A 25,516-nucleotide genomic window follows, 5' to 3' on the forward strand; every position below is an offset into this window, starting at 1 on the left:
CCAGGATCCTTTGGCCTTGGCATAGCCTCGTGATCATGACTGCAAAGACAGCGGACGTCTGGCTTCCGTTCCCGGCCGACGAGATCGAGGGCCTCCCCGACACCTACCGCTACCGCCACTGGGACGGCGAGGACTCCTTCCCGGCCGATCCGGCCGGCTGCGTCTTCTACGTCACGCCCTACATGAAGTCCTCCGAGGTCACCCTGCGCCCGCTGGCGGACATGCCCGGCCTCGAAGTCGTGCAGACGCTGACCGCGGGCATCGACCACGTCCTGGGCGGCCTCGGCCTCCTGCGCCCCGGCGTCCGGCTGTGCAATGCGCGCGGGGTCCACGAGGCGAGCACCGCCGAACTGGCGCTCACCCTCACCCTCGCCTCGCTGCGCGGCATCCCCGGCATGGTGCGCGGCCAGGACCGCGAGGAGTGGCACGGCGGGTTCTACGACGCCCTCGCCGACAAGTCCGTACTGATCGTCGGCTACGGATCGATCGGCGCGGCCATCGAGGACCGGCTCGCGCCCTTCGAGTGCGCGCGGGTCACACGGGTCGCACGCTCGGCGCGCACCACCACGCGCGGGCCCGTGCACGCGCACGCCGAACTGCCCCGGCTCCTCCCCGGGGCGGACGTGGTGATCCTCTCCACGCCGCTGACCGATGCGACGCGGGGCCTGGCCGACGCCGCGTTCCTCGCACGGATGAAGGACGGCGCCCTGCTGGTGAACGTGGCGCGCGGCCCCGTCGCCGACACCGCCGCGCTGCTGGCGGAGCTGGAGTCGGGCCGGCTGCGCGCGGCGCTCGACGTCACCGACCCGGAACCGCTGCCCGCCGGCCACCCCCTCTGGCATGCTCCGAACGTCCTGATCACGCCTCACGTGGGCGGCAGCAGCACGGCGTTCGAGCCGCGGGCCAAGCGTCTGGTGGCCCGTCAGCTCCAGCGTTTCGCCGCCGGGGAGCCCGTGGAGAACACGGTCCTGGTCACCGACTGACACGCACTGCGCACGCTCCGCATCCGTCCGGACGCACACAGTGGCCACAACTCCCCAGCCGGTAACGGAGAGTAGACCATCTATGTCCCTGAGTGACGAAAGTGGTGTATCGTCCGGAACAAGGGGCTGCAGCGCATTCGTCTGGCGCTGGTGAGTGATCGGACACTTTGGGGGGCGACGGGCGATGCACGGCCAATGGACGAAGGATCCGGTGCGGCACAGCCGCCGGAGGCGACGCTGCGGGGACTGGGCCGCGCCGGAACCAGCCGGCGAGGGGGACCGGTGAATGCCCCGGGGGCGGCGCTGCTGACCAGGCCGCCCGTCCCGCGCGGCGGCAGGAACCTGGCGATGCAACTGCTCCTCGGCGTGATCAGCGGCGGGTACGCCGTCGGCGCCGCCCTCGGCTGGGGCTCCGAGGAGTTTGCCGAGATCATGGGCGACTTCGGGCTCAGCGGGGCCGCGTTACTCGCCGCGGTCTCCTGCTACACCTACGCACGGGTGATCGACAGCCGAGAGCGCCCCGCCTGGCTGCTCTTCGCCTTCTCCTCCCTCATGGGGGCCTGCGGCAACGCCATCTGGGGGTGGTACGAGGTGGTCCTCGGCGAGGCCGTGCCGAAGCCCTCGCTCGCCGACTTCGCGTTCCTCTGCTTCGCGCCGCCCGCCATCGTGGGCCTGCTCGTCCTTGCCAAACGCCCGGTCACCCGAGCCGGCTGGGTCTGCCTCGGACTCGACTCCTGGCTCATCGGCGGCTCCCTGCTCACCCTGTCCTGGAGCCTGGCCCTCGCCCACGCAGCGCGGACCGCCCAGTCCGGGGCCCCCGGCAGCGTCCCGCGCGCCGCGCTCTCCCTCGCCTACCCGCTGCTGGACATCGCGCTCGTCTCCATGGTGCTGGTCCTGCACTTCCGGCGCTCGGAGGCCAACCGCTCGGCCGTCAACACCGCCATCGCGGCCCTGGCCCTGACCGTGCTCAGCGACGCCCTGTTCACCTCGCCGCTGCTGAGCGCCGAGTACCAGTCCGGGCAACTGCTCGACGCCGGCTGGTTCGCCGGCTCGCTGCTGCTCGCGTACGCGCCCTGGGGAGCCCGGCGCATCCACCCGGGCCCCGCAGCCCCGGGGATCCCGCGCGCGGACCGCCCGGTCAGCCGCCCCATCAGCGGCTCACTGCCCGCCCTCACGCCGTACCTCGCGGCCGCCGTCTGCACCCTGGGCATCCTGTACAACGTGGTGGACGGCAGGAAGGTCGACCGCGTGGTCGTCTTCACCGGATGCACGGTCGTCCTCGCCCTCGTCATCCGGCAGGGCATCATGCTCATCGACAACATCGCACTGACGCAGGAACTCGCCCAGAAGGAGAACCACTTCCGCTCCCTGGTCCAGGGCTCCAGCGACGTCATCATGATCGCCGCCCCCACCGGGACGCTGCGGTACGTCAGCCCCGCGGCCGCCGGGGTCTACGGGCGCGAGGCGGAGGAACTCGTCGGCACCGAACTCGCCGCCCTGATCCACCCGCACGACCTGGGCCGGGTGGTCCACGAGGTCCGCCGCTTCCTCGCCGCACCGCCCGCCGAGGAGCCGACCACCCGCATCGAGTGCCGCTTCAAGTCCGGCAGCGGCGAATGGCTCAACGTGGAGTCCACCGTCAACCGCCACCAGGGCGGCCTCATCCTCAACAGCCGCGACGTCACCGAGCGGGTGCGGCTCCAGGCGCAGCTCCAGCACAGCGCCGAGCACGACCCGCTGACGGACCTGCCCAACCGGGCGCTGTTCACCCGGCGGGTCCGCCGGGCCCTGACCGGCCGGCGCGCCGGGGACCACAGCACCGCCGTGCTCTTCATCGACCTCGACGGGTTCAAGGCGGTCAACGACACCATCGGGCACCAGGCCGGCGACGAGCTGCTGATCGAGGCCGCGCGCCGGCTCCAGGACTCCGTTCGCGCCGGGGACACCGCGGCCCGCCTCGGCGGGGACGAGTTCGCGGCGCTGATCCTGGGCGACGGCAACCGCGACCACAGCGCTCGCGAGTACCAGGTGCGCGAGATCGCGGACCGGCTGCGCACCACCCTGTCCCAGCCGTACCGGATCGCCGGCAGCGAGGTCCGGGTCGCCGCCAGCATCGGCGTGGCCTTCGCCGACCCAGGCATCACCCCTTCGGACCTGATGCGCAACGCGGATCTTGCGATGTACCGCGCCAAGGCGGGCGGCAAGGACCGGGTCGAGCTGTACGCGCCCCAGATGCAGGCCGAGGTCGTACGGAAGGCGGAGCTGGCCGGGCGACTGCGCACCGCGCTCCACGACGGGGAGTTCGCCCTGCTGCACCAGCCCGTGGTCTCGCTGGCCACCGGCGAGGTCACGGCCGTGGCGGCACAGGCGCGCTGGCGTTCGGCGCAGGGGATCCTGTTCACCCCGGCGGAATTCCTCCGGGTGGCCGAGTACAGCGAGGGCGCGGGGGGCGGGCCCGACGGCCGCTCCGGCATCCCGGGCGCCGCGCCCGCCCGGGCCGCCGAGCTGGGGCACTGGCTGCTGGAGGAGGCCGTGGCGCAGGCCGCCGAGCGGCACCGGATCGGGCACGACGTACCGGTGGCGGTCCGGATGGGCACCCAGCGGCTGCTGGACCGCACCGTGCCGCTCGGCTCCGTGGAGGCCCTGCTCACCCGCCACGGGCTGGGGTCCGGGGCCCTGGTGATCGAACTGACCGTCTCCGACCCCAGAGTCCCCTTCGACGAGCTGGAGCGGCGCCTGGCGGCCCTGCGCCGGCTCGGGGTCCTGATCTCCCTGGACGGCTTCGGCAGCGGCTACGCGGCCATCAGCGCCCTGCGCAGGCTCCCGGTGGACATCCTGAAGCTGGACCGGGGCCTGGTCGAGGGGGTGGTCGAATCCGCCCGCCTCCACAAGATCACAGCCGGTTTGTTGCGCATTGCAAATGATCTGGGCATGCAGTCCGTCGCCGACGCGGTGGACCTCCCCGAGCAGGTCGCGGCGCTGCGCGCGATGGGGTGCACACACGGCCAGGGAGTGGCCTTTTCCGGCCCACTCGACGAGTACAGGCTGCGCCGCGCGCTCGTCCGCGGTACGTTCCCAGTACCGGGCGGGGCTGTCCAGCCTGCCCTGGCCGGTGGTTCGTCCGGGGGCTCGATGGCCATCCATAGGGGCTCACATAATGAGACGCCCGTCCCACCCACTTGACATCCCCCTCCCGCCGGAGGGAGGGTCAGTGTCATGCGCACCCGAATTCTCGTACTTGGAAAGCGCGTCGGCTGAAGCTGGGGCCTGCATGTCCCCGCTCCGTACACCCGACGCGCTCCCCTCGCTTGCCTCCTGGCACGAGGGGTTTTTTGTTGCACTGGCACACCTTCGAATCCTCGTAAAACCCTCAGCTTCGAGAAGAGAATGCCGATGACCGAGCAGGCCACCGGGGCCCACCATCCGCAGCCGCGGCCCCGTTCCGGCGGACACCAGACCGCCGCAGTTGAGCACGTCACGGGTGCGCAGTCCCTCATCCGCTCTCTCGAAGAGGTGGGGTGCGACACCGTCTTCGGGATTCCGGGCGGGGCCATCCTCCCGGCGTACGACCCGATGATGGACAGCACCAAGGTCCGCCACATCCTGGTCCGGCACGAGCAGGGCGCCGGCCACGCTGCGACCGGCTACGCGCAGGCCACCGGCAAGGTGGGCGTCTGCATGGCCACCTCCGGACCCGGCGCCACCAACCTGGTCACCCCGATCGCCGACGCGCACATGGACTCGGTGCCGCTCGTCGCGATCACGGGCCAGGTCTCGTCGAAGGCGATCGGGACGGACGCCTTCCAGGAGGCGGACATCGTCGGCATCACCATGCCGATCACCAAGCACAACTTCCTGGTCACCAAGGCCGAGGACATCCCGAAGACGATCGCGGAGGCCTTCCACATCGCCTCCACGGGCCGTCCCGGGCCGGTCCTCGTCGACATCGCCAAGGACGCCCTCCAGTCGAAGACCACGTTCTCGTGGCCGCCGTCGCAGGACCTCCCCGGCTACCGGCCGGTCACCAAGCCGCACGCCAAGCAGATCCGCGAGGCCGCCAAGCTCATCTGCCAGGCCAAGCGCCCGGTCCTGTACGTCGGCGGCGGCGTCATGAAGTCCGGCGCGACCGCCGAGCTGAAGGTCCTGGCCGAGCTGACCGGCGTCCCGGTCACCACCACCCTGATGGCGCTGGGCTCGTTCCCCGACAGCCACCCGCTGCACGTCGGCATGCCGGGCATGCACGGTGCGGTCACCGCCGTCACCGCGCTGCAGAAGTCGGACCTGCTGATCGCGCTCGGCACCCGTTTCGACGACCGGGTCACCGGCAAGCTGGACAGCTTCGCCCCGTTCGCCAAGGTCATCCACGCCGACATCGACCCGGCGGAGATCGGCAAGAACCGCGAGGTCGACGTCCCGATCGTCGGTGACGCCCGCGAGGTCATCGCCGACCTGATCCAGGCGGTCCAGGCCGAGCACACCGAGGGCAACGCCGGGGACTACTCCGCCTGGTGGAAGGACCTCAGCCGCTGGCGCGAGACGTACCCGCTGGGCTACGAGACCCCCGCGGACGGCATGCTCTCGCCGCAGCAGGTCATCCAGCGCATCGGCGAACTCGCGCCCGAGCACACCATCTACGCGGCCGGTGTCGGCCAGCACCAGATGTGGGCCTCGCACTTCGTCAACTACGAGGAGCCCCGCACCTGGCTGAACTCCGGCGGCGCCGGGACCATGGGCTACGCGGTCCCCGCCGCGATGGGCGCCAAGGTCGGCATGCCGGAGCGCACGGTCTGGGCCATCGACGGTGACGGCTGCTTCCAGATGACCAATCAGGAGCTGGTCACCTGTGCGCTGAACAACATCCCGATCAAGGTCGCGATCATCAACAACGGTGCGCTGGGCATGGTCCGCCAGTGGCAGACCCTGTTCTACAACCAGCGGTACTCCAACACCGTCCTGCACGCGGACGAGACGGGCCACGACACGGTCGGCTCCCAGCTCGGCGAGTCCACCGCGCCCCGCAAGGGCACCCGCGTCCCGGACTTCGTCAAGCTGTCCGAGGCCATGGGCTGCGTGGCGCTGCGCTGTGAGGACCCGGCCGACCTGGACAAGGTCATCGCCGAGGCCAACGCGATCAACGACCGCACCGTCGTCATCGACTTCATCGTCCACGAGGACGCCATGGTGTGGCCGATGGTCGCCGCCGGCACCTCCAACGACGAGGTCATGGCAGCCCGGGGCGTCCGCCCCGACTTCGGCGACAACGAAGACGACTGAGCCGAGAGAGCCTGAGAGAGAGAACGACTCACATGTCCAAGCACACGCTCTCCGTCCTGGTCGAGAACACGCCCGGCATCCTCGCCCGGATCGCCGCGCTGTTCTCCCGCCGCGGGTTCAACATCGACTCCCTCGCGGTCGGCGTCACCGAGCACCCCGACATCTCGCGCATCACCATCGTCGTGAACGTCGAGGACCTCCCGCTGGAGCAGGTGACCAAGCAGCTGAACAAGCTGGTCAACGTGCTCAAGATCGTCGAGCTGGAGCCGCACAACGCCATCGAACGCGAACTCGTTCTGGTGAAGGTCCGCGCCGACAACGAGACCCGCTCCCAGATCATCGAGATCGTCCAGCTGTTCCGCGCCAAGACGGTCGACGTCTCCCCGGAGGCCGTCACCATCGAGGCCACCGGCGGCGCCGACAAGCTCGGCGCGATGCTCAAGATGCTGGAGCCCTTCGGCATCAAGGAGCTCGTGCAGTCCGGCACGATCGCCATAGGGCGCGGCGGACGGTCCATCACGGACCGCAGCCTGCGCGCGCTCGACCGCAGCGCCTGAGCGCCGCGACACCCCCGCACCGCGTTGCCTCTCGCATAGCGAGACCAAGAAACTTCCTCTACGTTCCCCGCCGTACGGTGGGAGCAACACCAGCGCACCAAGGAGATATCCCAGTGGCCGAGCTGTTCTACGAGAACGACGCCGACCTGTCCATCATCCAGGGCCGCAAGGTCGCGGTCATCGGCTACGGCAGCCAGGGCCACGCCCACGCGCTGTCGCTGCGTGACTCCGGCGTCGACGTCGTCGTCGGCCTGAAGGAGGGCTCGAAGTCCAAGGCCAAGGCCGAGGAGCAGGGCCTGAAGGTCGTCTCGGTGTCTGAGGCCGCCGCATGGGCCAACGTCATCATGATCCTGACGCCGGACCCGCTGCAGGCCGAGATCTACGAAGAGTCGATCAAGGAGCACCTGGAGGAGGGCGACGCGCTCTTCTTCGGCCACGGCTTCAACGTCCGCTACGGCTTCATCAAGCCCCCGGCCAACGTGGACGTCGCCCTGGTCGCCCCGAAGGGCCCGGGTCACCTGGTGCGCCGCCAGTACGAGGAAGGCCGCGGCGTGCCCTGCATCGCCGCCGTCGAGCAGGACTTCTCGGGCAACGCGTTCGCGCTCGCCCTCTCGTACGCGGCCGGCATCGGCGGCACCCGCGCCGGCGTCATCAAGACCACCTTCACCGAGGAGACCGAGACCGACCTGTTCGGTGAGCAGGCCGTCCTGTGCGGTGGCGCCTCCGCCCTGGTCAAGGCCGGTTTCGAGACCCTGACCGAGGCCGGCTACCAGCCGGAGATCGCGTACTTCGAGTGCCTGCACGAGCTGAAGCTCATCGTCGACCTCATGTACGAGGGCGGCCTGGAGAAGATGCGCTGGTCGGTCTCCGAGACCGCTGAGTGGGGCGACTACATCACCGGCCCCCGCATCATCACCGACGCCACCAAGGCCGAGATGAAGAAGGTCCTCGCCGAGATCCAGAGCGGCGAGTTCGCCAACACCTGGATGGCCGAGTACAAGGCCGGTCTGCCGAAGTACAACGAGTACAAGAAGGCCGACGAGGCGCACCTGCTGGAGACCACCGGCAAGAAGCTGCGCAAGCTGATGAGCTGGGTCGACAACGACGAGAGCTGATCTTGCGGGCGCGGGGGCCGGGACGGCGCGCCGTTCCGGCCCCCGGCCCACCCGCCGCACGCCGCGACACGGCCCTTCCGCAGCCTTGCTTGTCCACCCCGGCCAACCCCGGACGGGTGATCCTTCCGGACAGGCGGAATTCCGGCCGCGATCCGCCACTACACTGCTCAACACAACGCGTCAGGCCCACAGTGTCGTGCGTCTTCCACGCGGCTACCCCCTCCACCGCCTGCGGCCGTCGGGACGGCCGTCCGCACTGGACCTGTGAGGACCCACGTGAGCTCGAAACCTGTCGTACTCATCGCCGAAGAGCTGTCGCCCGCCACGGTGGACGCGCTCGGCCCGGACTTCGAGATCCGGCACGTCAACGGAGCCGACCGCGCGGAGCTGCTCCCCGCGATCGTGGACGTGGACGCCATCCTGGTGCGCTCCGCGACCAAGGTCGACGCCGAGGCCATCGCCGCCGCCCGGAAGCTGAAGGTCGTCGCCCGCGCCGGTGTCGGCCTCGACAACGTCGACGTCTCCTCGGCCACGAAGGCCGGCGTCATGGTCGTGAACGCCCCGACCTCCAACATCGTGACCGCCGCCGAGCTCGCCTGCGGCCTGCTCGTCGCCACGGCCCGCAACATCCCGCAGGCCAACACCGCCCTGAAGAACGGCGAGTGGAAGCGGAACAAGTACACGGGCGTCGAGCTCAGCGAGAAGACCCTCGGTGTCGTCGGCCTCGGCCGCATCGGAGTCCTGGTCGCGCAGCGCATGTCGGCCTTCGGAATGAAGATCGTCGCGTACGACCCCTACGTGCAGCCCGCGCGCGCCGCCCAGATGGGCGTCAAGATGCTGACGCTGGACGAGCTCCTCGAGGTGGCCGACTTCATCACCGTGCACCTGCCCAAGACCCCCGAGACCCTCGGTCTCATCGGGGACGAGGCCCTGCACAGGGTCAAGCCGTCCGTCCGCATCGTCAACGCCGCGCGCGGCGGGATCGTGGACGAGGCCGCGCTGTACTCGGCCATCAAGGAGGGCCGCGTCGCCGGCGCCGGCCTCGACGTGTACGCGAAGGAGCCCTGCACGGACTCCCCGCTCTTCGAGCTCGACCAGGTCGTGTGCACCCCGCACCTCGGCGCGTCCACGGACGAGGCCCAGGAGAAGGCCGGCATCGCCGTCGCCAAGTCGGTGCGCCTCGCGCTCGCCGGCGAGCTCGTACCGGACGCGGTCAACGTCCAGGGCGGTGTCATCGCCGAGGACGTGCGCCCCGGTCTGCCGCTCGCCGAGAAGCTCGGCCGCATCTTCACCGCCCTCGCGGGCGAGGTCGCGGTCCGCCTCGACGTCGAGGTCTGCGGCGAGATCACCCAGCACGACGTCAAGGTGCTGGAACTCTCCGCCCTCAAGGGTGTTTTCGAGGACGTCGTCGACGAGACGGTCTCCTACGTCAACGCCCCGCTGTTCGCGCAGGAGCGGGGTGTCGAGGTCCGCCTGACCACCAGCTCGGAGTCCCCGGACCACCGCAACGTGGTCACCGTGCGCGGCACCCTGTCGGACGGCCAGGAAGTCTCGGTCTCCGGCACGCTGGCGGGCCCGAAGCACCTTCAGAAGATCGTCGGCATCGGTGAGTACGACGTGGACCTGGCGCTCGCCGACCAGATGCTCGTGCTGCGGTACACCGACCGCCCGGGCGTGGTCGGCACCGTCGGCCGCATCCTCGGCGAGGCCGGTCTGAACATCGCGGGCATGCAGGTCGCCCGTGCCGAGGAGGGCGGCGAGGCGCTCGGCGTCCTCACGGTCGACGCGCAGGTGCCGGTGAACGTCCTCGCGGAGATCTCCGCCGAGATCGGTGCGGTCTCGGCGCGTACGGTCAGCCTCGGCTGACCGGCACGACCCACACGCATGAGTGAAGGGCCCGGGGGACTCCCCGGGCCCTTCATCGTGTTCCGCAGCTGCTCTGCTCTGGCGTACAGGGTTCAGCTCCTGGAGGCCGCGGCCTTGTCGGCCAGCTCCGAGATCTCCCCGGCCAGGGATGCGACCTGCCCGGCCAGCTCCTCGATGTCCTCGATCTCCTCGGTCGGCTCCGCGGGCTCCGCGGTCTCCGCGGCCTCCGCCGGTTCCGTGGCCGGGGCGCCGAGCCCCCGCAGCAGGGCCGCGGCGAGCAGGGCCGCCGCCAGCAGGAGGGCCGTACCGCCCCAGGCGGCGTACTGCATGCCGTGGACGAAGGCCTCGCGGGCCACGGCCAGCAGCTGCTCGCCCGCCGCACCGCCGAGCTGGTGGGCGGTGGCGACGGCGCCGCCGAGGGTCTCCCGGGCGGCGGGCGCCGCGTCCGACAGGTCGGAGCGGTAGACGGCGGTGCCGAGACTGCCCAGGACCGCCATGCCCAGCGCCCCGCCGAACTCCTGGCCGGTCTCCAGCAGGGACGCGGCCGAGCCCGCCTTCTCCGCGGGGGCCGAGCCCAGCGCCATGTCGGAGACCAGGGACATCACGGTGACGATGCCGGAGGCGAGCACTCCGGCGCCGGTCAGCAGCAGCCACAGGGAGTCGCTGCCGACCAGGCTGATCAGGGCGAACCCGCCGGCCGCCAGGGCGAAGCCGCCGGCGACGACGTACGCCCGGTCGGTCCTCTGGGCCAGGGCCGCGCCGATCGGGGCGGCGGCGCCGATGACGAGCGAGGGTGCGAGGCTCCACAGGGCGGCCTCGAGCGTGCCCATGCCGAGCACCGACTGCAGGTACTGGGTGGTGAAGTAGGCGGAGCCCATCATGGCGAAGGCGGCGATGGTGTTGAGGGCGATCCCGGCACCGAATCCGCGGCCCCGGAAGAGGGCCCGGCTGACCATGGCGTCGTCACGGGTGCGCTGGCGGCGGACGAAGACGAACCCGAAGGCCAGGCCCACTGCCACGGCGACCAGGTGGAGCGGCCGGGCGCCCTCGGCGGCGATCTCCTTCAGGCCGTACACGACCGGGAGCACGGCGGCCGTCGACAGCGGGACGCTCAGCAGGTCGAAGCGGCCGGGCGCCGGGTCCTTGAACTCCGGGACCAGTACGGGGACGAGCACCAGCAGGAGCAGCATCGCGGGCACGTTGATCAGGAAGACCGAGCCCCACCAGAAGTGGTTCAGCAGCACGCCGCTCATCACCGAGCCGAGGGCGATGCCGCCGGTCATGGCCCCGGACCAGATGGCGATGGCCTGGCCGCGCTGCTTCGCGTCCTGGAAGAGGTTGCGTACGAGAGCCAGCGTGGAGGGCATCAGGGTGGCCCCGCCGACGCCGAGCAGTACCCGGGCGGCGATCAGCATCTCGGCGCTGGTGGCGTACGCGGCGCAGACGGAGGCGACTCCGAAGGCGGTCGCGCCCATCAGCAGCAGCCTGCGGCGGCCGATGCGGTCACCGAGCGAACCCATGGTGATCAGCAGGCCGGCGAGGGCGAAGGCGTAGCTGTCGAAGATCCAGAGCTGCTGGGTGGCGCTCGGGTCCAGCTCCCGGGTGATGGCGGGGATGGCGAAGTAGAGGACGGAGACGTCCATGGAGACCAGGAGCAGGGGCAGCAGGAGGACGGTGAAGGCGGTCCATTCCCGGCGGCCCGCGAGACGTGCGGCGGGGTTCGTCATGAGCAGCAATGTACAAGCGTCATAAACGCTTGTCTAGTACGACCGTATGAGACGCATGTTTGAGACTCCCGTATATGACGGCTGTCTTGATACGGTGAGGGCATGGGACACCGCGAAGATCTGCTCGAGGGCGCGAAGAAGTGCCTGGTCGAGAAGGGTTTCGTGCGCACGACGGCGCGCGACATCGTCAACGCCTCCGGCACGAACCTGGCGTCGATCGGCTACCACTACGGCTCGAAAGACGCCCTGATGTCGAAGGCGTACATCGCCCTCGCGGAGGAATGGGGCGACTCGTTCGTGCCGGACGTCACGGGTGAGGGCGGCTCGCTCGAACGATTCCGCTCCGTGTGGGAGGGCGTGATCGGCCGTCAGGAGGAGTCGGCGCCGATGTGGGCGGCCAGCATGGAGGTGGCGCTCAGCCGCGGCCGGATGCCGGAGCTGCGCGAACTGCTCGCGGCGTCGGCGGGGGACGGGCGCAAGGGGCTGATCGCCGCGTTCACCGGAATTCCCGAGGACGAGCTCGACGAACGGGACGTCCGCACGATCGGCGGCCTGTACCAGGCGCTGGTCACCGGCGTGATGGCGCTGTGGATGTTCGACCCCGAAGGGGCCGTCACCGCGGAGGAGTTGACCGAGGGCATGCGCCGCGCCGCGCGGATGATGGTGAAGGAAGAGGCCGCCGCGGAGCTCGCCTGAACCGTGTGCCCGGTCAGCCGTGCAGGCGGGCCGTTTTGAGGGCCATGTGGAGCAACAGGCGGTCCTCGCCGTCGTCCAGGTCCAGCCCGGTCAGCTGCTCCACCCGTCCCAGCCGGTAGTAGAGGGTCTGGCGGTGGATGCCCAGGGCCGCCGCCGCGCGGCCCGCCTGGCCCGCGCAGTCCAGGAACAGCTCCGCGGTACGGGCCAGTTCCCGGTGCGCGGGCTCCCGCAGGACCCGGGTCGCCGGGTCGCCCACCGGGCCGGCGGCCGCGAGGGACGCCAGCATCCGGTACGGGCCGATGGCCGACCACCGGGCCACCGTGCCGAACCGGGGCTGGGCCGCTGCCGCCCGCGCCGCCGCCGAGGCCTGCGACCAGGCGTCGGCCAGGGCCGCCGGCCCCCGGCAGGGCTCCGCGATCCCGGCGGTCGCGCCGCCCTGGGCCAGCAGCCGGGTGGCGACGCCCTCGGCGGGGACGAGCACCTCGGCGGAACGGAGCCTGACCAGTACGGCGAGGGCGAGGCCGCCGTCGTCACCGGACCCCGGCCAGGGGACGGTGCACACCGCCGCCGTGCCCGGTACCGAGGCGGGGGCCTCGCCGGCCCACGGCGTCACGCACACCACCGCGTGCAGCCCGTCCGCCCCCGCGCCCAGGGCCATCCGGAGCGCGGCCACCGCCATGTCCTGCTGCCGGCCCCGGCCGGCCGTGAGCGCCGCGCGGAACTCTCGGGACAGGTCCGCCCCCGCCTTCGCCTCCTCCGCGAGCAGGATCCCGATCCGCTCGGCGACGTCCATGGCTGCCGCCAGTACCTCCGGCCCAGGGCCCGGCTCCTGGTCGAGGAGCCACACGTACCCCTGCACGATCCCGCGGTAGCGCACCGGCAGGCAGATCCGCCCCCGGAAGACCCCCGCGTCCGGGGCCGCCGGAATGCGGACCGGCCCCGTCGCCCGCGCGATGCCGAAGGCCTCGAACCAGGCCCGCACGGCCGCCGTCGACTGCCGGGTCAGGATCGAGCGGGTCCGTACCGGGTCCATCGCGAGGTCGTCTTCGCTGTCGTGCGCGCCGAAGGCGATGAGGCGGAAGTCCCGGTTCTCCAGCGTCGCCGGGGCGCCGAGCAGCGCCGAGATCTCATCCACCAGGTCCTGGTAATCGCCCTTCACCCGGACATTCTCCCACCCCGGAACCTGGTCTTCAGACAGATGTATGAGATCGGGGACACGGATGCGTGACAGCTGTCGATGGCAGAGGATCAAAGCGATCCTTAGGTTTCACGGTGGTTTTACATGCGTTTTCCTTACGGTCCCGCCCACCCCGCGCGGACCGCGAGCCTGCTTCTGCCACCTGTAGGAGGTGCCCCGTGCTGGGTCCCGCGATCCTCGCCGCTTCGCGCAGCGACAAAATGCGCCGAATCGTCTCTGCCGCCCCGGTGACCAAGCCCGTGGTGACCCGGTTCATCCCCGGCGAGACGGTCGACCAGGTCATCCCGATCGTCAAGGACCTCACGCAGAAGGGCCTGGAGATCACGCTCGACGTGGTGGGTGAGGACATCACCACCGTGGAGCAGTCCTACGCCGCGCGTGACGCCTACCTCGAGCTCATCGAGCACCTGGCGGGCCTGGAGCTGGGCGAGACCGTCGAGATGTCCGTCAAGCTGTCGATGTTCGGCCAGGCGCTGGAGGGCGGCCACGAGCTCGCCCTCGCCAACGTCCGCCCGGTCGTCGAGGCCGCCGCCGCCATCGGCACCACCGTCACGCTGGACGCCGAGGACCACACCACCCTCGACTCGATGTTCGCCATCCACGAGGAGCTGCGCCGGGACTTCCCGCAGACCGGCTGCGTGATCCAGGCGTACCTCTTCCGCACCGAGGCCGACGCCCGCCGCCTGGCCGCCGCCGGCAGCCGCGTCCGGATCGTGAAGGGCGCCTACAAGGAGCCCGCCGAGGTCGCGTACCAGGACAAGACCGAGATCGACAAGGCGTACGTCCGCATCCTGAAGACGCTGATGGAGGGCGAGGGCTACCCGATGATCGGGTCGCACGACCCGCGCCTGATCGCCATCGCCCAGGAGCTCGCCCGCACGGCGGGGCGCAAGCTGGACGAGTACGAGTTCCAGATGCTGTACGGCATCCGCAGCGAGGAGCACCTGCGGCTCGCCGCCGAGGGACACCGCATGCGCGTCTACACCGCGTACGGAACGGACTGGTACGGCTACTTCATGCGGCGCCTCGCCGAGAAGCCGGCCAACCTCCTGTTCTTCCTCCGCTCGATGATCACCAAGAACTAGCCAGAACCAGGTCAAGGAGTTACCAGTCCCATGGATGCTGTGACCCAGGTCCCCGCGCCGGTCAACGAGCCGGTCCACTCGTACGCCCCCGGCACCCCGGAGCGCGCGCGCCTCGAAACGCAGCTCAAGCAGCTGTCCGAGAACCCCATCGACCTGCCGATGACGATCAACGGCGTCAAGCGCATGGGCGGGGGCGAGCGCTTCGACGTGGTCCAGCCGCACGACCACAAGTCCGTGCTCGGCACCTACGCCAACGCCACCGAGGCCGACGCCCGGGAGGCCGTCGACGCGGCCCTGGCCGCCGCCCCGGCCTGGCGCGCGATGTCGTTCGACGACCGCGCCGCCATCATCCTGCGCGCCGCCGAGCTGCTGTCCGGCCCGTGGCGCGAGAAGCTGGCCGCGTCCACCATGCTGGGCCAGTCGAAGACCGCGCAGCAGGCCGAGATCGACACCCCGTGCGAGCTCGTCGACTTCTGGCGCTTCAACGTCCACTTCGCCCGCCAGATCCTGGCCGAGCAGCCGGTCGCGAACTCCGCCGGCGTGTGGAACCGCAGCGACCACCGCCCGCTCGAAGGCTTCGTCTACGCGATCACGCCGTTCAACTTCACGGCCATCGCCGGCAACCTGCCGACCGCCCCCGCCCTGATGGGCAACGTGGTCGTCTGGAAGCCGTCCCCGACGCAGACCCACTCCGCGGTCCTCCTGATGGAGCTCCTGGAGGAGGCCGGCCTGCCGAAGGGCGTCATCAACCTGGTGACGGGCGACGGCATCGCCGTCTCCGAGGTGGCCCTGAACCACCCCGAGCTGGCCGGCATCCACTTCACGGGTTCGACCAAGACCTTCCAGTACCTGTGGAAGACCGTCGGCAACAACATCGAGAAGTACAAGTCCTACCCGCGCCTGGTCGGCGAGACCGGCGGCAAGGACTTCGTCGTCGCCCACCCGTCCGCGGACCGCGCCGTCCTGAAGACCGCCCTGACCCGCGGCTCCTTCGAGTTCCAGGGCCAGAAGTGCTCGGCCTCCTCGCGCGCCTACATCCCGGCCTCGATCTGGAACGACGGCTTCAAGGAGGCCTTCGCGGCCGAGGTCGACGGCATCACCATGGGTGACGTCCGCGACCTGACCAACTTCATCGGCGCCGTCATCGACGAGCGCTCGTTCGCGAAGAACAAGGCCGCGATCGACCGCGCCAAGGCCGACCCGACCTGCGAGATCATCGCCGGCGGCAGCTACGACGACTCGGAGGGCTACTTCGTCCGCCCGACCGTCATCGCGTGCACCGACCCGGAGAACGAGGTCTTCACGACCGAGTACTTCGGCCCGATCCTCGCCGTCCACGTCTACGAGGACGCCGAGTTCGACGCGATGCTCGCACAGATGGAGTCCGTCTCCGCCTACGCGCTGACCGGCTCGATCATCGCCTCCGACCGCTACGCGGCCGCGGACGCGATGGAGAAGCTCCGCTTCGCGGCGGGCAACTTCTACATCAACGACAAGTCGACCGGCGCCGTCGTCGGCCAGCAGCCCTTCGGCGGCGGCCGCGCCTCGGGCACGAACGACAAGGCCGGCGCCGCGAGCAACCTGCACCGCTGGGTGTCGACCCGCTCCATCAAGGAGACGCTGGTCGCGCCGACCGAGTACGGCTACCCGCACATGGGCTGATCCTGAGGATCCCGCCCCGCTGAACCCCGCCCCCGTTCCGGTACCCCCAAGTCCGGAACGGGGGCGGTTCCAGTCCGCCCCGTGTCCCTCAGGGACTCAGGGGACCAGGACCACCTTGCCGAGGTTGCGCCGCTCCTCGACGACGCGGTGGGCGCGGGCCGCCTCCGCGAGCGGGATCTCCTCGTGCACCGCCGGGCGCAGCGATCCGTCCGCGTACGCCTCCCACAGCGCGCGCCGCCAGCCTTCGTACGTCGCGGGCCGGCCCTGCGCGACCGCCCGGATCTGGAAGCCGGTCACCGAGGCGCCGCGGACCAGCAGTTCGTACGCCTCCACCGTGCCGCCGCCGGAGCCGTACGCCACCAGCCGCCCCTCCGTGGCCAGGGCCCGGACGGCCGGGCCGAGCAACGCGCCGCCGACCCCGTCGAGGACCACGTCGTACGGGGCGCCCCAGGAGGCGGGGTCCTCGTACAGCACCACCTCGTCGGCGCCGAGGCCGCGCACGAACTCCGCCTTGTCCGGGCGGGAGACGGCGGCCACCACCCGGCCGGCCGTCCCCGCCCGGGCCAGCTGGAGCGCCAGGCTGCCGACCCCGCCGGCGGCGGCCGTCACCAGGACCGACTCCCCGGGCCGGATCCGCCCGGCCTCCCAGGCGCCGCGGGCGACGAGCCCGCTGCGCACGAGCGCGACCGCGTCCACCGGGGTGGCTCCGGCGGGCACCCGGGAGGCCATGGCGGTGTGCAGGACGGCGTACTCGGCGTAGCCGTGGCCGAAGCACAGCCCGGTGACGCGCTCCCCGACGGCGAAGCCCGTCACCCCCTCGCCGAGCGCGGCCACCGTGCCGGCGACCTCCCCGCCCAGCGCGACCGGCTCGGCCGCCTCCCGCAGCTTGCGGACGACGGGCAGGGTGACCCCGATGGCCTCGGCCCGTACGAGCAGCTCCCCGGCACCCGGTACGGGTACGGGGACCTCCTCGGCGAACAGCACCTCGGGTCCGCCGGGGACGTCATAACGGATGCGCAGCACAGGGCCTCCCGACCGGGTCAGAGTCATTGGATATCCCAACGATATCTGAAGTCGTGGGGACTGCCAACGAATGGCTAGGCTTGGCCCATGACATCGGCCCTCGCGCACATCCAGTCCCTGCCGAGCTGGCTCGTCGGCCGCGTCGCGGCCCGCGGACGCGCCCTGGTCGCCGACGCGCTCGCCGCGGAGGGGCTGAAGCTCGCCCACCACGCGGTCCTGGCGGCGACCGCCGAACACGGCCCGGTGGCCCAGGCCGACCTCGGCCGGCTGCTCGGCATCGACCCCAAGGACCTGGTCGGGCTCCTCAACCACCTGGAGGGCACCGGCCTCGTCCTGCGCGCCCCGAACCCGGCGGACCGCCGCAAGAACGCGGTCACCCTCACCCCGGCCGGAACGGCCGCCCTGACCCGCTGCGCGGCCCTGGCCGAAACGGCGAACGCGCAGTTCCTCTCCCCGCTGACCCCCGCCGAACGCGAACAGCTGACGACCCTGCTGACCCGCATCCACGAAGCCCCGTAGCCCCGGCGCGGACGGACCGGTGCGGTTGCGCGCCAGACTGGGGGCATGAGCGACGCGCCCATCCGCCTCCTGCACACCTCACAGCTCGGCCCGGAAGCCCTCGACGGGATCCGCGCCCTGCTCGGCCGCGCCTTCGAGGGGGACTTCTGCGACGCGGACTTCGAACACGCCCTCGGCGGGATGCACGCCCTGGTCCACCGGGACGGGGAGCTCGTCGCGCACGGGAGCGTGGTGCAGCGCCGGGTGGTGCACCGGGGGCGGGCCCTGCGGACCGGGTACGTCGAGGCCGTGGCCGTCCGGGCGGACCGGCGCCGGCAGGGTCTCGGCGCCCGGGTCATGGCCGCGCTGGAGGACGTCATCGCCCGCGCCTACGACCTCGGCGCCCTCTCCGCCTCCGACGCGGGCGCCGCGCTGTACGACGCCCGCGGCTGGACCGTGTGGGGCGGGCGGCTCGGCACCCTCGCGCCGCCCGGCCCCCGGGCCCTGCCCGAAGAGGAGGGCTCGACGTACCTGTGGGTGCCCGACGGCGGGGCCCTGCCGGACCCCGCCGGGGGCCTGTGGTTCGACTGGCGCAACGGCGACGTGCTCTGACGGGCTCGGCGGCGGGTGCTACGAGCCGCTGATGCTCGGTGCGCCCGTCTCGATGTGGCCGGTGTAGCGGCGTGACCAGGTGCCGTCGCCGTCGGCGAGGATCGTGAAGTCGTACCAGCCGTTGTTGTAGGCGACCGAGTTGAAGAAGTCCTCGCGCGAGGAGTTCGCCGGGACGGTGTACGTCCACGGGCCGTCCGAGCGGTAGGCGTTCGCGCGGATCGTGAAGGTGACCGGCGCGGCCGACGTGTTCGTCATCTTGAACCAGACGGCCATCTTGCCCGTGCCCGGCTCCACCGCGAAGCGCGAGGCCACCTCGATCGCCTTGCCCGCCTTCGACGCGTCACCGATGAACCGGCGCAGGAAGCGGTTCGGCCCGTACATCGAGATGTCGTACTTCCCGGAGCCGCTGCCGAGCCCGATGCTGAACCAGTCGGCCGTCGTCGCGCCCGGGTCGACCGTGTACTCCCAGGCGGCGGTGTCCCGGTACTGGTGCGGGTGGATCGAGAAGTGCGCCGCCCGCTTCGCCTGCGCCCCCTGGTTGGACATCGAGAACCAGGCCAGGATCTTTCCGGCCGCGCCGAACTCGAAGCGGTCCAGGTTGCCGTTCACCTGGTAGGGAAGGGCCCGCGCCGGCCGGGTGCCGGCCTCCTGCGCCGGAAGCGCGTTGTCCTGCGGCGCCGGGTTGGGCAGCGGGCCGCAGGTCGACTGGCCGATGACCTTCGCGGTCGGGGGCAGCCCGGCCGGGACCCCGTACACCGGGTGCGCGAAGTCGAAGACGCCGGTCAGGTCGCCGACCACCTTGCGGCGCCACGCGCTGATGTTCGGACAGGTCGCGGGGGTGCCCAGGGCGGCCGTCCAGGTCTCCATGAAGCGCAGCACCGAGGTGTGGTCGAAGACCTCGGAGCTCACCCAGCCGCCGCGCGTCCAGGGGGACATGACGAGCATCGGGACGCGGAAGCCGAGGCCGATCGGGACGCCGTCGATGTACTCGTCAGGCGTGCCGGGCGGGGCGACGGGCGGCGGGACGTGGTCGAAGAAGCCGTCGTTCTCGTCGTAGTTCAGGAAGAGGACAGTGGAGTCGAAGACCTCGGGGTTCGCCGCCAGCGCCCGGTAGACCAGGTCCACGAAGTGCGCGCCGTCGCCCGGCGGGGCGTACGGGTGCTCAGAGAAGGCCTCGTTCGCGACGACCCAGGAGACCTGCGGCAGGGTTCCGGCGACGACGTCGGCACGGATGGCGGCCGCGATGTCGTCGGGGGTGGAGCCGGTCACCCTCGGGACGGAGGCCATGCCGCGGTCCCACAGGGGGTTGCCGGGCGCCGCGTCCGTGAACTTCTTGAAGTAGGCCAGACCGTTGTCGCCGTAGTTGTCCTGGGCGTTCTGGTAGACCTTCCAGCTCATGCCGGCGCGCTGCAGGGCCTCCGCGTACGTCTCCCACGTCAGCCCGGACTCGTCGCCGCCGTCCTTGCTGCCCGCGTCGACCTTGCCGCTCCACAGGAAGGTGCGGTTCGGGCCGGTCGCGCTCAGCGTGGAGCAGAAGTACGCGTCGCAGATCGTGTAGTTGTCGGCGAGCCCGTAGTGGAACGGTATGTCGCCGCGGTCCAGGTGGCCGAGGGTGCGGGTGTTGCCGACGCCCAGGACCCAGTTGTCCATCCGGCCCTTGTTCCAGGCGGCGTGCTGTGAGGTCCAGCTGTGCGGGAGGTCGCCGCTGCACTGGGCGAGGGTCGCGCCGTCCACGCCGCCGGCCGGCGGCGTGGCGGACAGCTTCCACGGGTACTGGCGGCCGCCCCAGTTGGGCTGGTTGAACGTACCCCAGCCGCCCGGGATGTTGCCCGCGGCGCGGTCACCGAAGCCGCGCACCCCCTTCAGCTTGCCGAAGTAGTGGTCGAAGCTGCGGTTCTCCTGCATCAGGATCACGACGTGCTTCACATCGGTGATCGTGCCGCTCGCAGCGGCCGCGGCCGCCGACGTCGCCGCGACGGCGGGCAGGGCGGCACCGGCCACCAGCCCGGCGCCGATTCCCACGAAACCCCTGCGGCTGATCGGTGTCACTGGCTACTCGCCTCCAACCCGTGTGCCCCGCTGGCACATCGAGCGCAAGGGTGGCGGGCGCCGGTTCAAAGGTCTACGTCCGTGCGGTAAGAAAACGGTGAACTTCCAGGTGGCTGCAATCAGTCCCCGAGACGGACCAGCATCTTGCCCACGTTGTTCCCCCGGAGCATCCCGAGGAAGGCGTCCACCGTGCGGTCGATCCCCTGTACAACGGTGGTGTCCGTGCCCACGCGGCCGCTGCGCAGATGAGGGACCAGGAAGTCTTCCAGTTCATCCTGCAGATTGGTGTGATTGCGAACCAATACCCCTTCCAGCCGCAGTGACTTGTGCACGATCTCGAAGAGGTTGCGGGGCGCGGCCGGCGAACGGTCCCCGTTGTACATCGAAATGCCGCCGACCCAGGCGATCCGCCCGTACTCGCGCAGCACGTCGATGGCGCCCGCCAGATGGTCCCCGCCCACGTTGTCCACGTACACGTCGATGCCGTCGGGCGCGGCCTGTGCGAGCTGCTCGCCGACCGGGCCGTCGTGGTAGTCGAACGCGGCGTCGAAGCCGAGCACGTCGGTGAGGTGGCGGACCTTCGCCGCCGAGCCCGCGCTGCCGATGATCCGGCGGGCGCCCAGCAGCCGCGCCATGTGGCCGGTCGCGGTGCCGACTCCGCCCGCGGCGGCGGAGACGAAGACGTCCTCGCCCTCGCGCAGCGCGGCCGTCCGGGTCAGTGCGGCGTAGGCGGTGAGGCCGGTGCCGCCCAGGATGCCCAGGTACGCCTCCAGCGGGACGCCGGCGTGGCCGCGCAGCCTCCGGGTGCCGTTCGCGCCGAGGGTGACGAGGGCGTGGGTGCGCCAGCCCTCGCGGTGGAAGACCAGGTCGCCCTCGCGCAGCCCCGGGTCGCGGGAGGCGATCACCCGGCCCACCGCCCGGCCCTCCAGCGGGGTGTTCAGCTCGAAACCGCCCTCGCCGCCGTCCATCAGCCCGCGGTGGTACGGGTCCACCGAGAGCAGGAGGTTCTCGACCAGGGCGGTGCCCGGGGCGGGGGAGGGCACCGGGGTCTCGACGTACGCGAAGTCGGTCGCGGCGGGGAAGCCGGTGGGGCGGGCGATCTGGTGGACGGCGTGAGCGGTGTGGTTCGTGGTCATGGCGAGGACGTTAGGAAGGAATGACCGGCGTGGGCAGGGGGTTGGGTTCATGGAAGCCGCACATGCATGAGAACTGCTCATAGAACGAGGTGGAAGCGCCCATGGCGGGAAGCACTGCCGAGCTCGCCCCGCACGAACTCCGGGTCCTGGTCGCCGTCGCCGAGACCGGGGGCTTCTCCGCCGCGGCCGCCCGGCTGGGTCTGACCCAGTCGGCGGTCTCGCACTCCGTGCGCGGCAGCGAGGGCAAGACCGGCGCGGTGCTCTTCGTGCGCGGCCGCGCCGGCGCCACGCCCACCCCGGCGGGGGAGCGGGCCGTCGCCCTCGCCCGGCGCATCCTGCGGCTGTACGAACACCTCGGCGCGGAGGTGCGCGCCGCGGGCGGCGGAGCCGGCGACGGGGATGGCGCGACGGGCGTGCTGCGCATCGCGGCGTTCCGCAGCGCGGCCCTGCACCTGCTGCCCCCGGCCCTGGAGCGGCTCACGGCCCGCCACCCCGGAATCCGGCCCGAGGTGCGGGTGGTGCGCGAGCTCGGGGCGGGCGGTGCGGGCGAGGTGGCGGCCGGCCGCGCGGACCTGGCCCTCGCCACGCTCGGCCCCGGACAGCCGGCGTTCCCCGGACTGCTGACCGGGGAGCTCGTGGAGGAGGCGTACGCCCTGGTCCACCCGGCCGGGCACCCGGATCCGCGGTCGCTGCCCCTGCTGGACTGGGACGAGAACTGCGGCTCGTACACCCGCGACTGGTGGCGGGCGCAGGACTGGATCCCGGGCGCCACCGTCAAGGCGGAGGACGATGCGATGGTGCTCACCATGGTCGGGCGCGGGCTCGGCATGGCGATCCTGCCCGGACTGTCGCTCCGCGAGGCCACGGACGCCGTGGACATCACCGGACTGGGCCCTTCGGGGCCCGTGAGACGCGTGGGATACGTCACCACACCGGAATCCGCGTCCACTCTCGCCGTAAGGGCTCTGATCAGGGAACTCCGTTCCGAGAGGGCCTGAATCGGAGACCTGTGACAGGGCCCTGCGAGAGGGTGGCCGTCTCAGATAGTAGGAAGCCCGACTAATTGCGGAGACATACAACCGGAGCTGCCCTAGCTTTGTAGAAGCCGAACGTCTCGCCGATCAGGCGAATGGCGGTCGAGAGCGCGCGCCCTGAGCAGGCAACCCCTGCGGTGCGCAGCTCCCCGCCTCTTCCGGCGCCTTGAAGGAACCCCTCATCCGTGGCCCCGCCACGCCGTGATCTCAAGGAGTCGATCACCATGACCGCATCCACCGCTCCCCGTCGCGTCCGCCACGCCTCCTCCGCCGACGCCGACCGCAAGAACGCCGCCGCCGCCCTCCAGCGCGCCCTGGACCGCCGTGACAACGGCGGCTCCACCGGCCACTGAGCACGGGGCGAGACACAGGACGAGGCCCCGTCCGGGGACATATTGCGTCCACATGGTGGACGCAATATGTCTGAGGGCTGGGATGGAGAGTACGGTTCCGACATGTCGACCAGCATCAATCTCGCAGTGATCCCCGGTGATGGCATCGGCCAGGAAGTCGTGGCTCAGGGCCTCAAGGTCCTTACCGCGGTCCTGCCCCAGGATGTGAAGCTGGAGACCAAGGAGTACGACCTCGGCGCCCGGCGCTGGCACCGCACCGGGGAGACCCTCCCGGACGAGGAACTCGAAGCCCTCAAGCAGCACGACGCGATCCTGCTCGGCGCCATCGGCGACCCGTCGGTCCCGTCCGGCGTACTGGAACGCGGCCTGCTGCTCAAGCTCCGCTTCGCCTTCGACCACTTCATCAACCTGCGCCCGTCGAAGCTCTTCCCGAACACGGCCAGCCCGCTCGCCGGCCGCCCGGAGATCGACTTCGTCGTGGTCCGCGAGGGCACCGAGGGCCCGTACACCGGCAACGGCGGCAGCCTGCGCACCGGCACCCCCGCCGAGGTGGCCACCGAGGTCAGCGTCAACACCGCGTACGGCGTGGAGCGCGTGGTGCGCGACGCGTACGAGCGGGCCAACTCCCGCCCCCGCAAGAAGCTGACGCTGGTCCACAAGAACAACGTCCTCGTGTACGCCGGCCACATGTGGAAGAACATCTTCGACAAGGTCGGCCAGGAGTACCCCGAGGTCACCACCGACTACCTGCACGTCGACGCCGCGACGATCTTCTTCGTCACCCAGCCCGAGCGCTTCGACGTCATCGTCACGGACAACCTCTTCGGTGACATCCTCACCGACCTGGCCGCCGCCGTGACCGGCGGAATCGGCCTCGCCGCCTCCGGGAACATCAACCCGACCGGCGCCTTCCCGTCCATGTTCGAGCCCGTCCACGGCTCGGCCCCGGACATCGCCGGCACCGGCAAGGCGGACCCGACCGCGACGATCCTGTCCGTGGCCCTCCTGCTGCGCCACCTCGGCCACGAGGACCGGGCCGCCCGCATCGAGGACGCGGTCTCCGCCGACCTCGCGGAGCGCGACGGCACGTTCCGCACCACCGACCAGATCGGCGACGCCCTCGCCGAGCGAGTAGCCGGCTGACCCGGCAGCTCCACCTCAGGAAGCCGCCGGGTCGCGTGACCAACGCACCCGGCGGCTTTTCCTGTGCGGCCCCGGGTGCCACCATCTCCCCTGGGCCGCATTCACCCCGCTTCACCGAACGCATCTTGCGAGCGATAATCGAACGCGAGACCGCGGAATGCGGGGAAGCTCAACGTCCTGTACGCCGTGAGCGCGGTCCGCCCTACAAAACCGGTGAAGGACAAGCACTCATGACGACGCCCACGATCGAGCTCAAGCCCTCCTCGAACCCGCTGTCCGATGCGGAGCGCGAGGCGATCCTGGCCAGCCCCGGCTTCGGCCGCCACTTCACCGACCACATGGTGACGATCAAGTGGACCGAGGGCCGCGGCTGGCACGACGCCGAGCTGGTCCCGTACGCGCCGCTGTCGATCGACCCGGCGAACATGACCCTGCACTACGCGCAGACGATCTTCGAGGGCCTGAAGGCCTACCGCCAGCCCGACGGCACCGTCGCGACGTTCCGGCCGCAGGCCAACGCCGAGCGCTTCCAGGCCTCCGCCCGCCGCATGGCGATGCCCGAGCTGCCGGCCGACCTCTTCATCGAGGCCTGCGACGCGCTCATCAAGCAGGACAGTGCCTGGGTGCCCTCCTCCGGCGAGGCCTCCCTGTACCTGCGGCCGTTCATGTTCGCGTCCGAGGTCGGTCTGGGCGTCCGCCCGGCCAACGAGTTCCTGTTCATGGTCATCGCCTCGCCCGCCGGTGCGTACTTCCCCGGCGGCGTCAAGCCCGTCTCCGTCTGGCTCTCCGAGGAGTACGTGCGCGCCGTCAAGGGCGGTACGGGTGCGGCCAAGACCGGCGGCAACTACGCGGCCTCCCTCGTGGCCCAGGCCGAGGCCGCCTCGCACGGCTGCGACCAGGTGGTCTGGCTCGACGCCGTCGAGCACCGCTGGATCGAGGAGATGGGCGGCATGAACCTGTACTTCGTGTACGGCGACCGCATCGTCACGCCGGAGCTGACCGGCTCGCTCCTGCCGGGCATCACCCGCGACTCCCTCCTCACCATCGCCCGCGACCTCGGCTACACCGCCGAGGAGGGACGCATCTCCACCGAGGACTGGAAGCGCGACAACGAGAACGGCACCCTGACCGAGGTGTTCGCCTGCGGCACCGCCGCCGTCATCACCCCGGTCGGCTCGGTCAAGTCCGAGCGCGCCAACTGGACCCAGGGCAGCGGCGAGCCCGGCGAGGTCACCATGAAGCTCCGCAAGGCGCTGCTGGACCTGCAGACCGGCCACACCGCCGACACCCACGGCTGGATGCACCCGCTCGGCTAGCTCTGCCGCGCAGGCGTCACGAAGAACACCGAGAAGGGGTCCCGGCCGGGCGGCCGGGACCCCTTCTCGGTGTGTCCGGGCCACCCGGACGGGGGTACCCCGGCGCCGCCCCGCACCCGTCGCCCGCCCCGGTCGCGGTGGCCGCCCGGGCCAGTGCCCACGGGCCCTGCGGCCCCGCCCGCCGCCGGC

The 25,516-nt window shown here is 71.1% G+C and carries 20 protein-coding genes; 15 read left to right on the plus strand and 5 right to left on the minus strand.

From position 1 onward, the window contains the following. Positions 1-35 precede the first annotated feature (35 nt). The 6 genes from ACIPK4_RS05775 to serA all read left to right on the plus strand — a co-directional run bounded on the left by ACIPK4_RS05775 (position 36) and on the right by serA (position 9,795). Positions 36-983, plus strand: a complete 948-nt coding sequence (locus ACIPK4_RS05775; protein ID WP_402309514.1) for a 2-hydroxyacid dehydrogenase — start codon at positions 36-38, stop codon at positions 981-983. Positions 984-1,265: 282 nt separating this feature from the next. Continuing rightward, positions 1,266-4,166: a putative bifunctional diguanylate cyclase/phosphodiesterase gene (locus ACIPK4_RS05780; RefSeq protein WP_402309516.1), complete on the plus strand. Its 2,901-nt coding sequence runs from the start codon at positions 1,266-1,268 to the stop codon at positions 4,164-4,166. A gap of 204 nt (positions 4,167-4,370) precedes the next feature. Further along, positions 4,371-6,257: an acetolactate synthase large subunit gene (locus ACIPK4_RS05785; RefSeq protein ID WP_376196712.1), complete on the plus strand. Its 1,887-nt coding sequence runs from the start codon at positions 4,371-4,373 to the stop codon at positions 6,255-6,257. Between the two features lie 32 nt (positions 6,258-6,289). Further along, positions 6,290-6,814, plus strand: coding sequence for an acetolactate synthase small subunit (ilvN, locus tag ACIPK4_RS05790; protein ID WP_054223586.1), 525 nt, complete (start codon positions 6,290-6,292; stop codon positions 6,812-6,814). 113 nt (positions 6,815-6,927) lie between these two features. Next, positions 6,928-7,929 (plus strand): ketol-acid reductoisomerase, encoded by a 1,002-nt coding sequence (ilvC, locus tag ACIPK4_RS05795; RefSeq protein ID WP_054223585.1) that lies wholly within the window; start codon positions 6,928-6,930, stop codon positions 7,927-7,929. A 276-nt stretch (positions 7,930-8,205) separates the two neighbouring features. Next, the gene (serA, locus tag ACIPK4_RS05800; RefSeq protein WP_402309519.1) at positions 8,206-9,795 is read left to right on the plus strand and encodes a phosphoglycerate dehydrogenase; all 1,590 of its coding nucleotides are present in this window, start codon (positions 8,206-8,208) and stop codon (positions 9,793-9,795) included. Positions 9,796-9,887: 92 nt separating this feature from the next. Here serA and ACIPK4_RS05805 read toward each other — a convergent pair whose 3' ends face one another. After that, positions 9,888-11,522: an MFS transporter gene (locus tag ACIPK4_RS05805; RefSeq protein ID WP_402309520.1), complete on the minus strand. Its 1,635-nt coding sequence runs from the start codon at positions 11,520-11,522 to the stop codon at positions 9,888-9,890. Between the two features lie 102 nt (positions 11,523-11,624). On the opposite strand from ACIPK4_RS05805, the gene ACIPK4_RS05810 reads away from it, so the two are divergent. After that, the gene (locus ACIPK4_RS05810; protein ID WP_402309522.1) at positions 11,625-12,218 is read left to right on the plus strand and encodes a TetR/AcrR family transcriptional regulator; all 594 of its coding nucleotides are present in this window, start codon (positions 11,625-11,627) and stop codon (positions 12,216-12,218) included. A gap of 13 nt (positions 12,219-12,231) precedes the next feature. Here the strand turns inward: ACIPK4_RS05810 and ACIPK4_RS05815 are convergent, their stop codons facing one another. Continuing rightward, a complete protein-coding gene (locus ACIPK4_RS05815) occupies positions 12,232-13,377 on the minus strand; it encodes a PucR family transcriptional regulator (protein WP_402309524.1) in 1,146 nt (381 codons plus the stop codon). 197 nt (positions 13,378-13,574) lie between these two features. Here ACIPK4_RS05815 and ACIPK4_RS05820 point away from each other — a divergent pair, with 197 nt between their 5' ends. Beyond that, the gene (locus ACIPK4_RS05820; protein ID WP_402309526.1) at positions 13,575-14,501 is read left to right on the plus strand and encodes a proline dehydrogenase family protein; all 927 of its coding nucleotides are present in this window, start codon (positions 13,575-13,577) and stop codon (positions 14,499-14,501) included. Positions 14,502-14,531: 30 nt separating this feature from the next. Next, positions 14,532-16,163, plus strand: a complete 1,632-nt coding sequence (gene pruA / locus ACIPK4_RS05825; RefSeq protein ID WP_054223580.1) for an L-glutamate gamma-semialdehyde dehydrogenase — start codon at positions 14,532-14,534, stop codon at positions 16,161-16,163. 96 nt (positions 16,164-16,259) lie between these two features. Here pruA and ACIPK4_RS05830 read toward each other — a convergent pair whose 3' ends face one another. Then, positions 16,260-17,186, minus strand: coding sequence for a zinc-binding alcohol dehydrogenase family protein (locus ACIPK4_RS05830; protein WP_402309528.1), 927 nt, complete (start codon positions 17,184-17,186; stop codon positions 16,260-16,262). Positions 17,187-17,273: 87 nt separating this feature from the next. Here ACIPK4_RS05830 and ACIPK4_RS05835 point away from each other — a divergent pair, with 87 nt between their 5' ends. Further along, a complete protein-coding gene (locus tag ACIPK4_RS05835; RefSeq protein WP_402309530.1) occupies positions 17,274-17,705 on the plus strand; it encodes a MarR family winged helix-turn-helix transcriptional regulator in 432 nt (143 codons plus the stop codon). A 45-nt stretch (positions 17,706-17,750) separates the two neighbouring features. Then, positions 17,751-18,296, plus strand: a complete 546-nt coding sequence (locus ACIPK4_RS05840) for a GNAT family N-acetyltransferase (protein ID WP_402309531.1) — start codon at positions 17,751-17,753, stop codon at positions 18,294-18,296. An 18-nt stretch (positions 18,297-18,314) separates the two neighbouring features. Here ACIPK4_RS05840 and ACIPK4_RS05845 read toward each other — a convergent pair whose 3' ends face one another. Together ACIPK4_RS05845 and ACIPK4_RS05850 are read right to left on the minus strand one after the other, a co-directional pair. Next, positions 18,315-20,345 carry a phosphocholine-specific phospholipase C gene (locus tag ACIPK4_RS05845; RefSeq protein ID WP_402309533.1) on the minus strand — a complete coding sequence of 677 codons (2,031 nt, stop codon included), beginning with the start codon at positions 20,343-20,345 and terminating at the stop codon, positions 18,315-18,317. Positions 20,346-20,464: 119 nt separating this feature from the next. Continuing rightward, entirely contained in the window at positions 20,465-21,481 is a 1,017-nt protein-coding gene (locus tag ACIPK4_RS05850) for an NADP-dependent oxidoreductase (protein ID WP_402309535.1), read from the minus strand. Between the two features lie 101 nt (positions 21,482-21,582). Between ACIPK4_RS05850 and ACIPK4_RS05855 the strand changes: the two genes are divergently transcribed. The 4 genes from ACIPK4_RS05855 to ACIPK4_RS05870 all read left to right on the plus strand — a co-directional run bounded on the left by ACIPK4_RS05855 (position 21,583) and on the right by ACIPK4_RS05870 (position 25,327). Next, positions 21,583-22,479 carry a LysR family transcriptional regulator gene (locus ACIPK4_RS05855; RefSeq protein ID WP_402309537.1) on the plus strand — a complete coding sequence of 299 codons (897 nt, stop codon included), beginning with the start codon at positions 21,583-21,585 and terminating at the stop codon, positions 22,477-22,479. 260 nt (positions 22,480-22,739) lie between these two features. Further along, entirely contained in the window at positions 22,740-22,868 is a 129-nt protein-coding gene (locus tag ACIPK4_RS05860; protein ID WP_402309538.1) for a hypothetical protein, read from the plus strand. Positions 22,869-22,970: 102 nt separating this feature from the next. Continuing rightward, positions 22,971-24,011, plus strand: coding sequence for a 3-isopropylmalate dehydrogenase (locus tag ACIPK4_RS05865; RefSeq protein ID WP_402309539.1), 1,041 nt, complete (start codon positions 22,971-22,973; stop codon positions 24,009-24,011). 230 nt (positions 24,012-24,241) lie between these two features. Next, the gene (locus ACIPK4_RS05870) at positions 24,242-25,327 is read left to right on the plus strand and encodes a branched-chain amino acid aminotransferase (RefSeq protein ID WP_054223572.1); all 1,086 of its coding nucleotides are present in this window, start codon (positions 24,242-24,244) and stop codon (positions 25,325-25,327) included. Positions 25,328-25,516: the final 189 nt, after the last annotated feature.

It is taken from the genome of Streptomyces sp. NPDC086989 (assembly GCF_044745505.1).
GTDB lineage: Bacteria > Actinomycetota > Actinomycetes > Streptomycetales > Streptomycetaceae > Streptomyces.

Bases quoted from the DNA above. Each gene is read 5' to 3' on its own strand.
- ACIPK4_RS05775 (WP_402309514.1), top strand. From the start codon at position 36: ATGACTGCAAAGACAGCGGACGTCTGGCTTCCGTTCCCGGCCGACGAG.
- ACIPK4_RS05785 (WP_376196712.1), top strand. From the start codon at position 4,371: ATGCCGATGACCGAGCAGGCCACCGGGGCCCACCATCCGCAGCCGCGG.
- ilvN (WP_054223586.1), top strand. From the start codon at position 6,290: ATGTCCAAGCACACGCTCTCCGTCCTGGTCGAGAACACGCCCGGCATC.
- ACIPK4_RS05805 (WP_402309520.1), bottom strand. From the start codon at position 11,522: ATGACGAACCCCGCCGCACGTCTCGCGGGCCGCCGGGAATGGACCGCC.
- ACIPK4_RS05810 (WP_402309522.1), top strand. From the start codon at position 11,625: ATGGGACACCGCGAAGATCTGCTCGAGGGCGCGAAGAAGTGCCTGGTC.
- pruA (WP_054223580.1), top strand. From the start codon at position 14,532: ATGGATGCTGTGACCCAGGTCCCCGCGCCGGTCAACGAGCCGGTCCAC.
- ACIPK4_RS05835 (WP_402309530.1), top strand. From the start codon at position 17,274: ATGACATCGGCCCTCGCGCACATCCAGTCCCTGCCGAGCTGGCTCGTC.
- ACIPK4_RS05840 (WP_402309531.1), top strand. From the start codon at position 17,751: ATGAGCGACGCGCCCATCCGCCTCCTGCACACCTCACAGCTCGGCCCG.
- ACIPK4_RS05850 (WP_402309535.1), bottom strand. From the start codon at position 21,481: ATGACCACGAACCACACCGCTCACGCCGTCCACCAGATCGCCCGCCCC.
- ACIPK4_RS05855 (WP_402309537.1), top strand. From the start codon at position 21,583: ATGGCGGGAAGCACTGCCGAGCTCGCCCCGCACGAACTCCGGGTCCTG.
- ACIPK4_RS05860 (WP_402309538.1), top strand. From the start codon at position 22,740: ATGACCGCATCCACCGCTCCCCGTCGCGTCCGCCACGCCTCCTCCGCC.
- ACIPK4_RS05865 (WP_402309539.1), top strand. From the start codon at position 22,971: ATGTCGACCAGCATCAATCTCGCAGTGATCCCCGGTGATGGCATCGGC.
- ACIPK4_RS05870 (WP_054223572.1), top strand. From the start codon at position 24,242: ATGACGACGCCCACGATCGAGCTCAAGCCCTCCTCGAACCCGCTGTCC.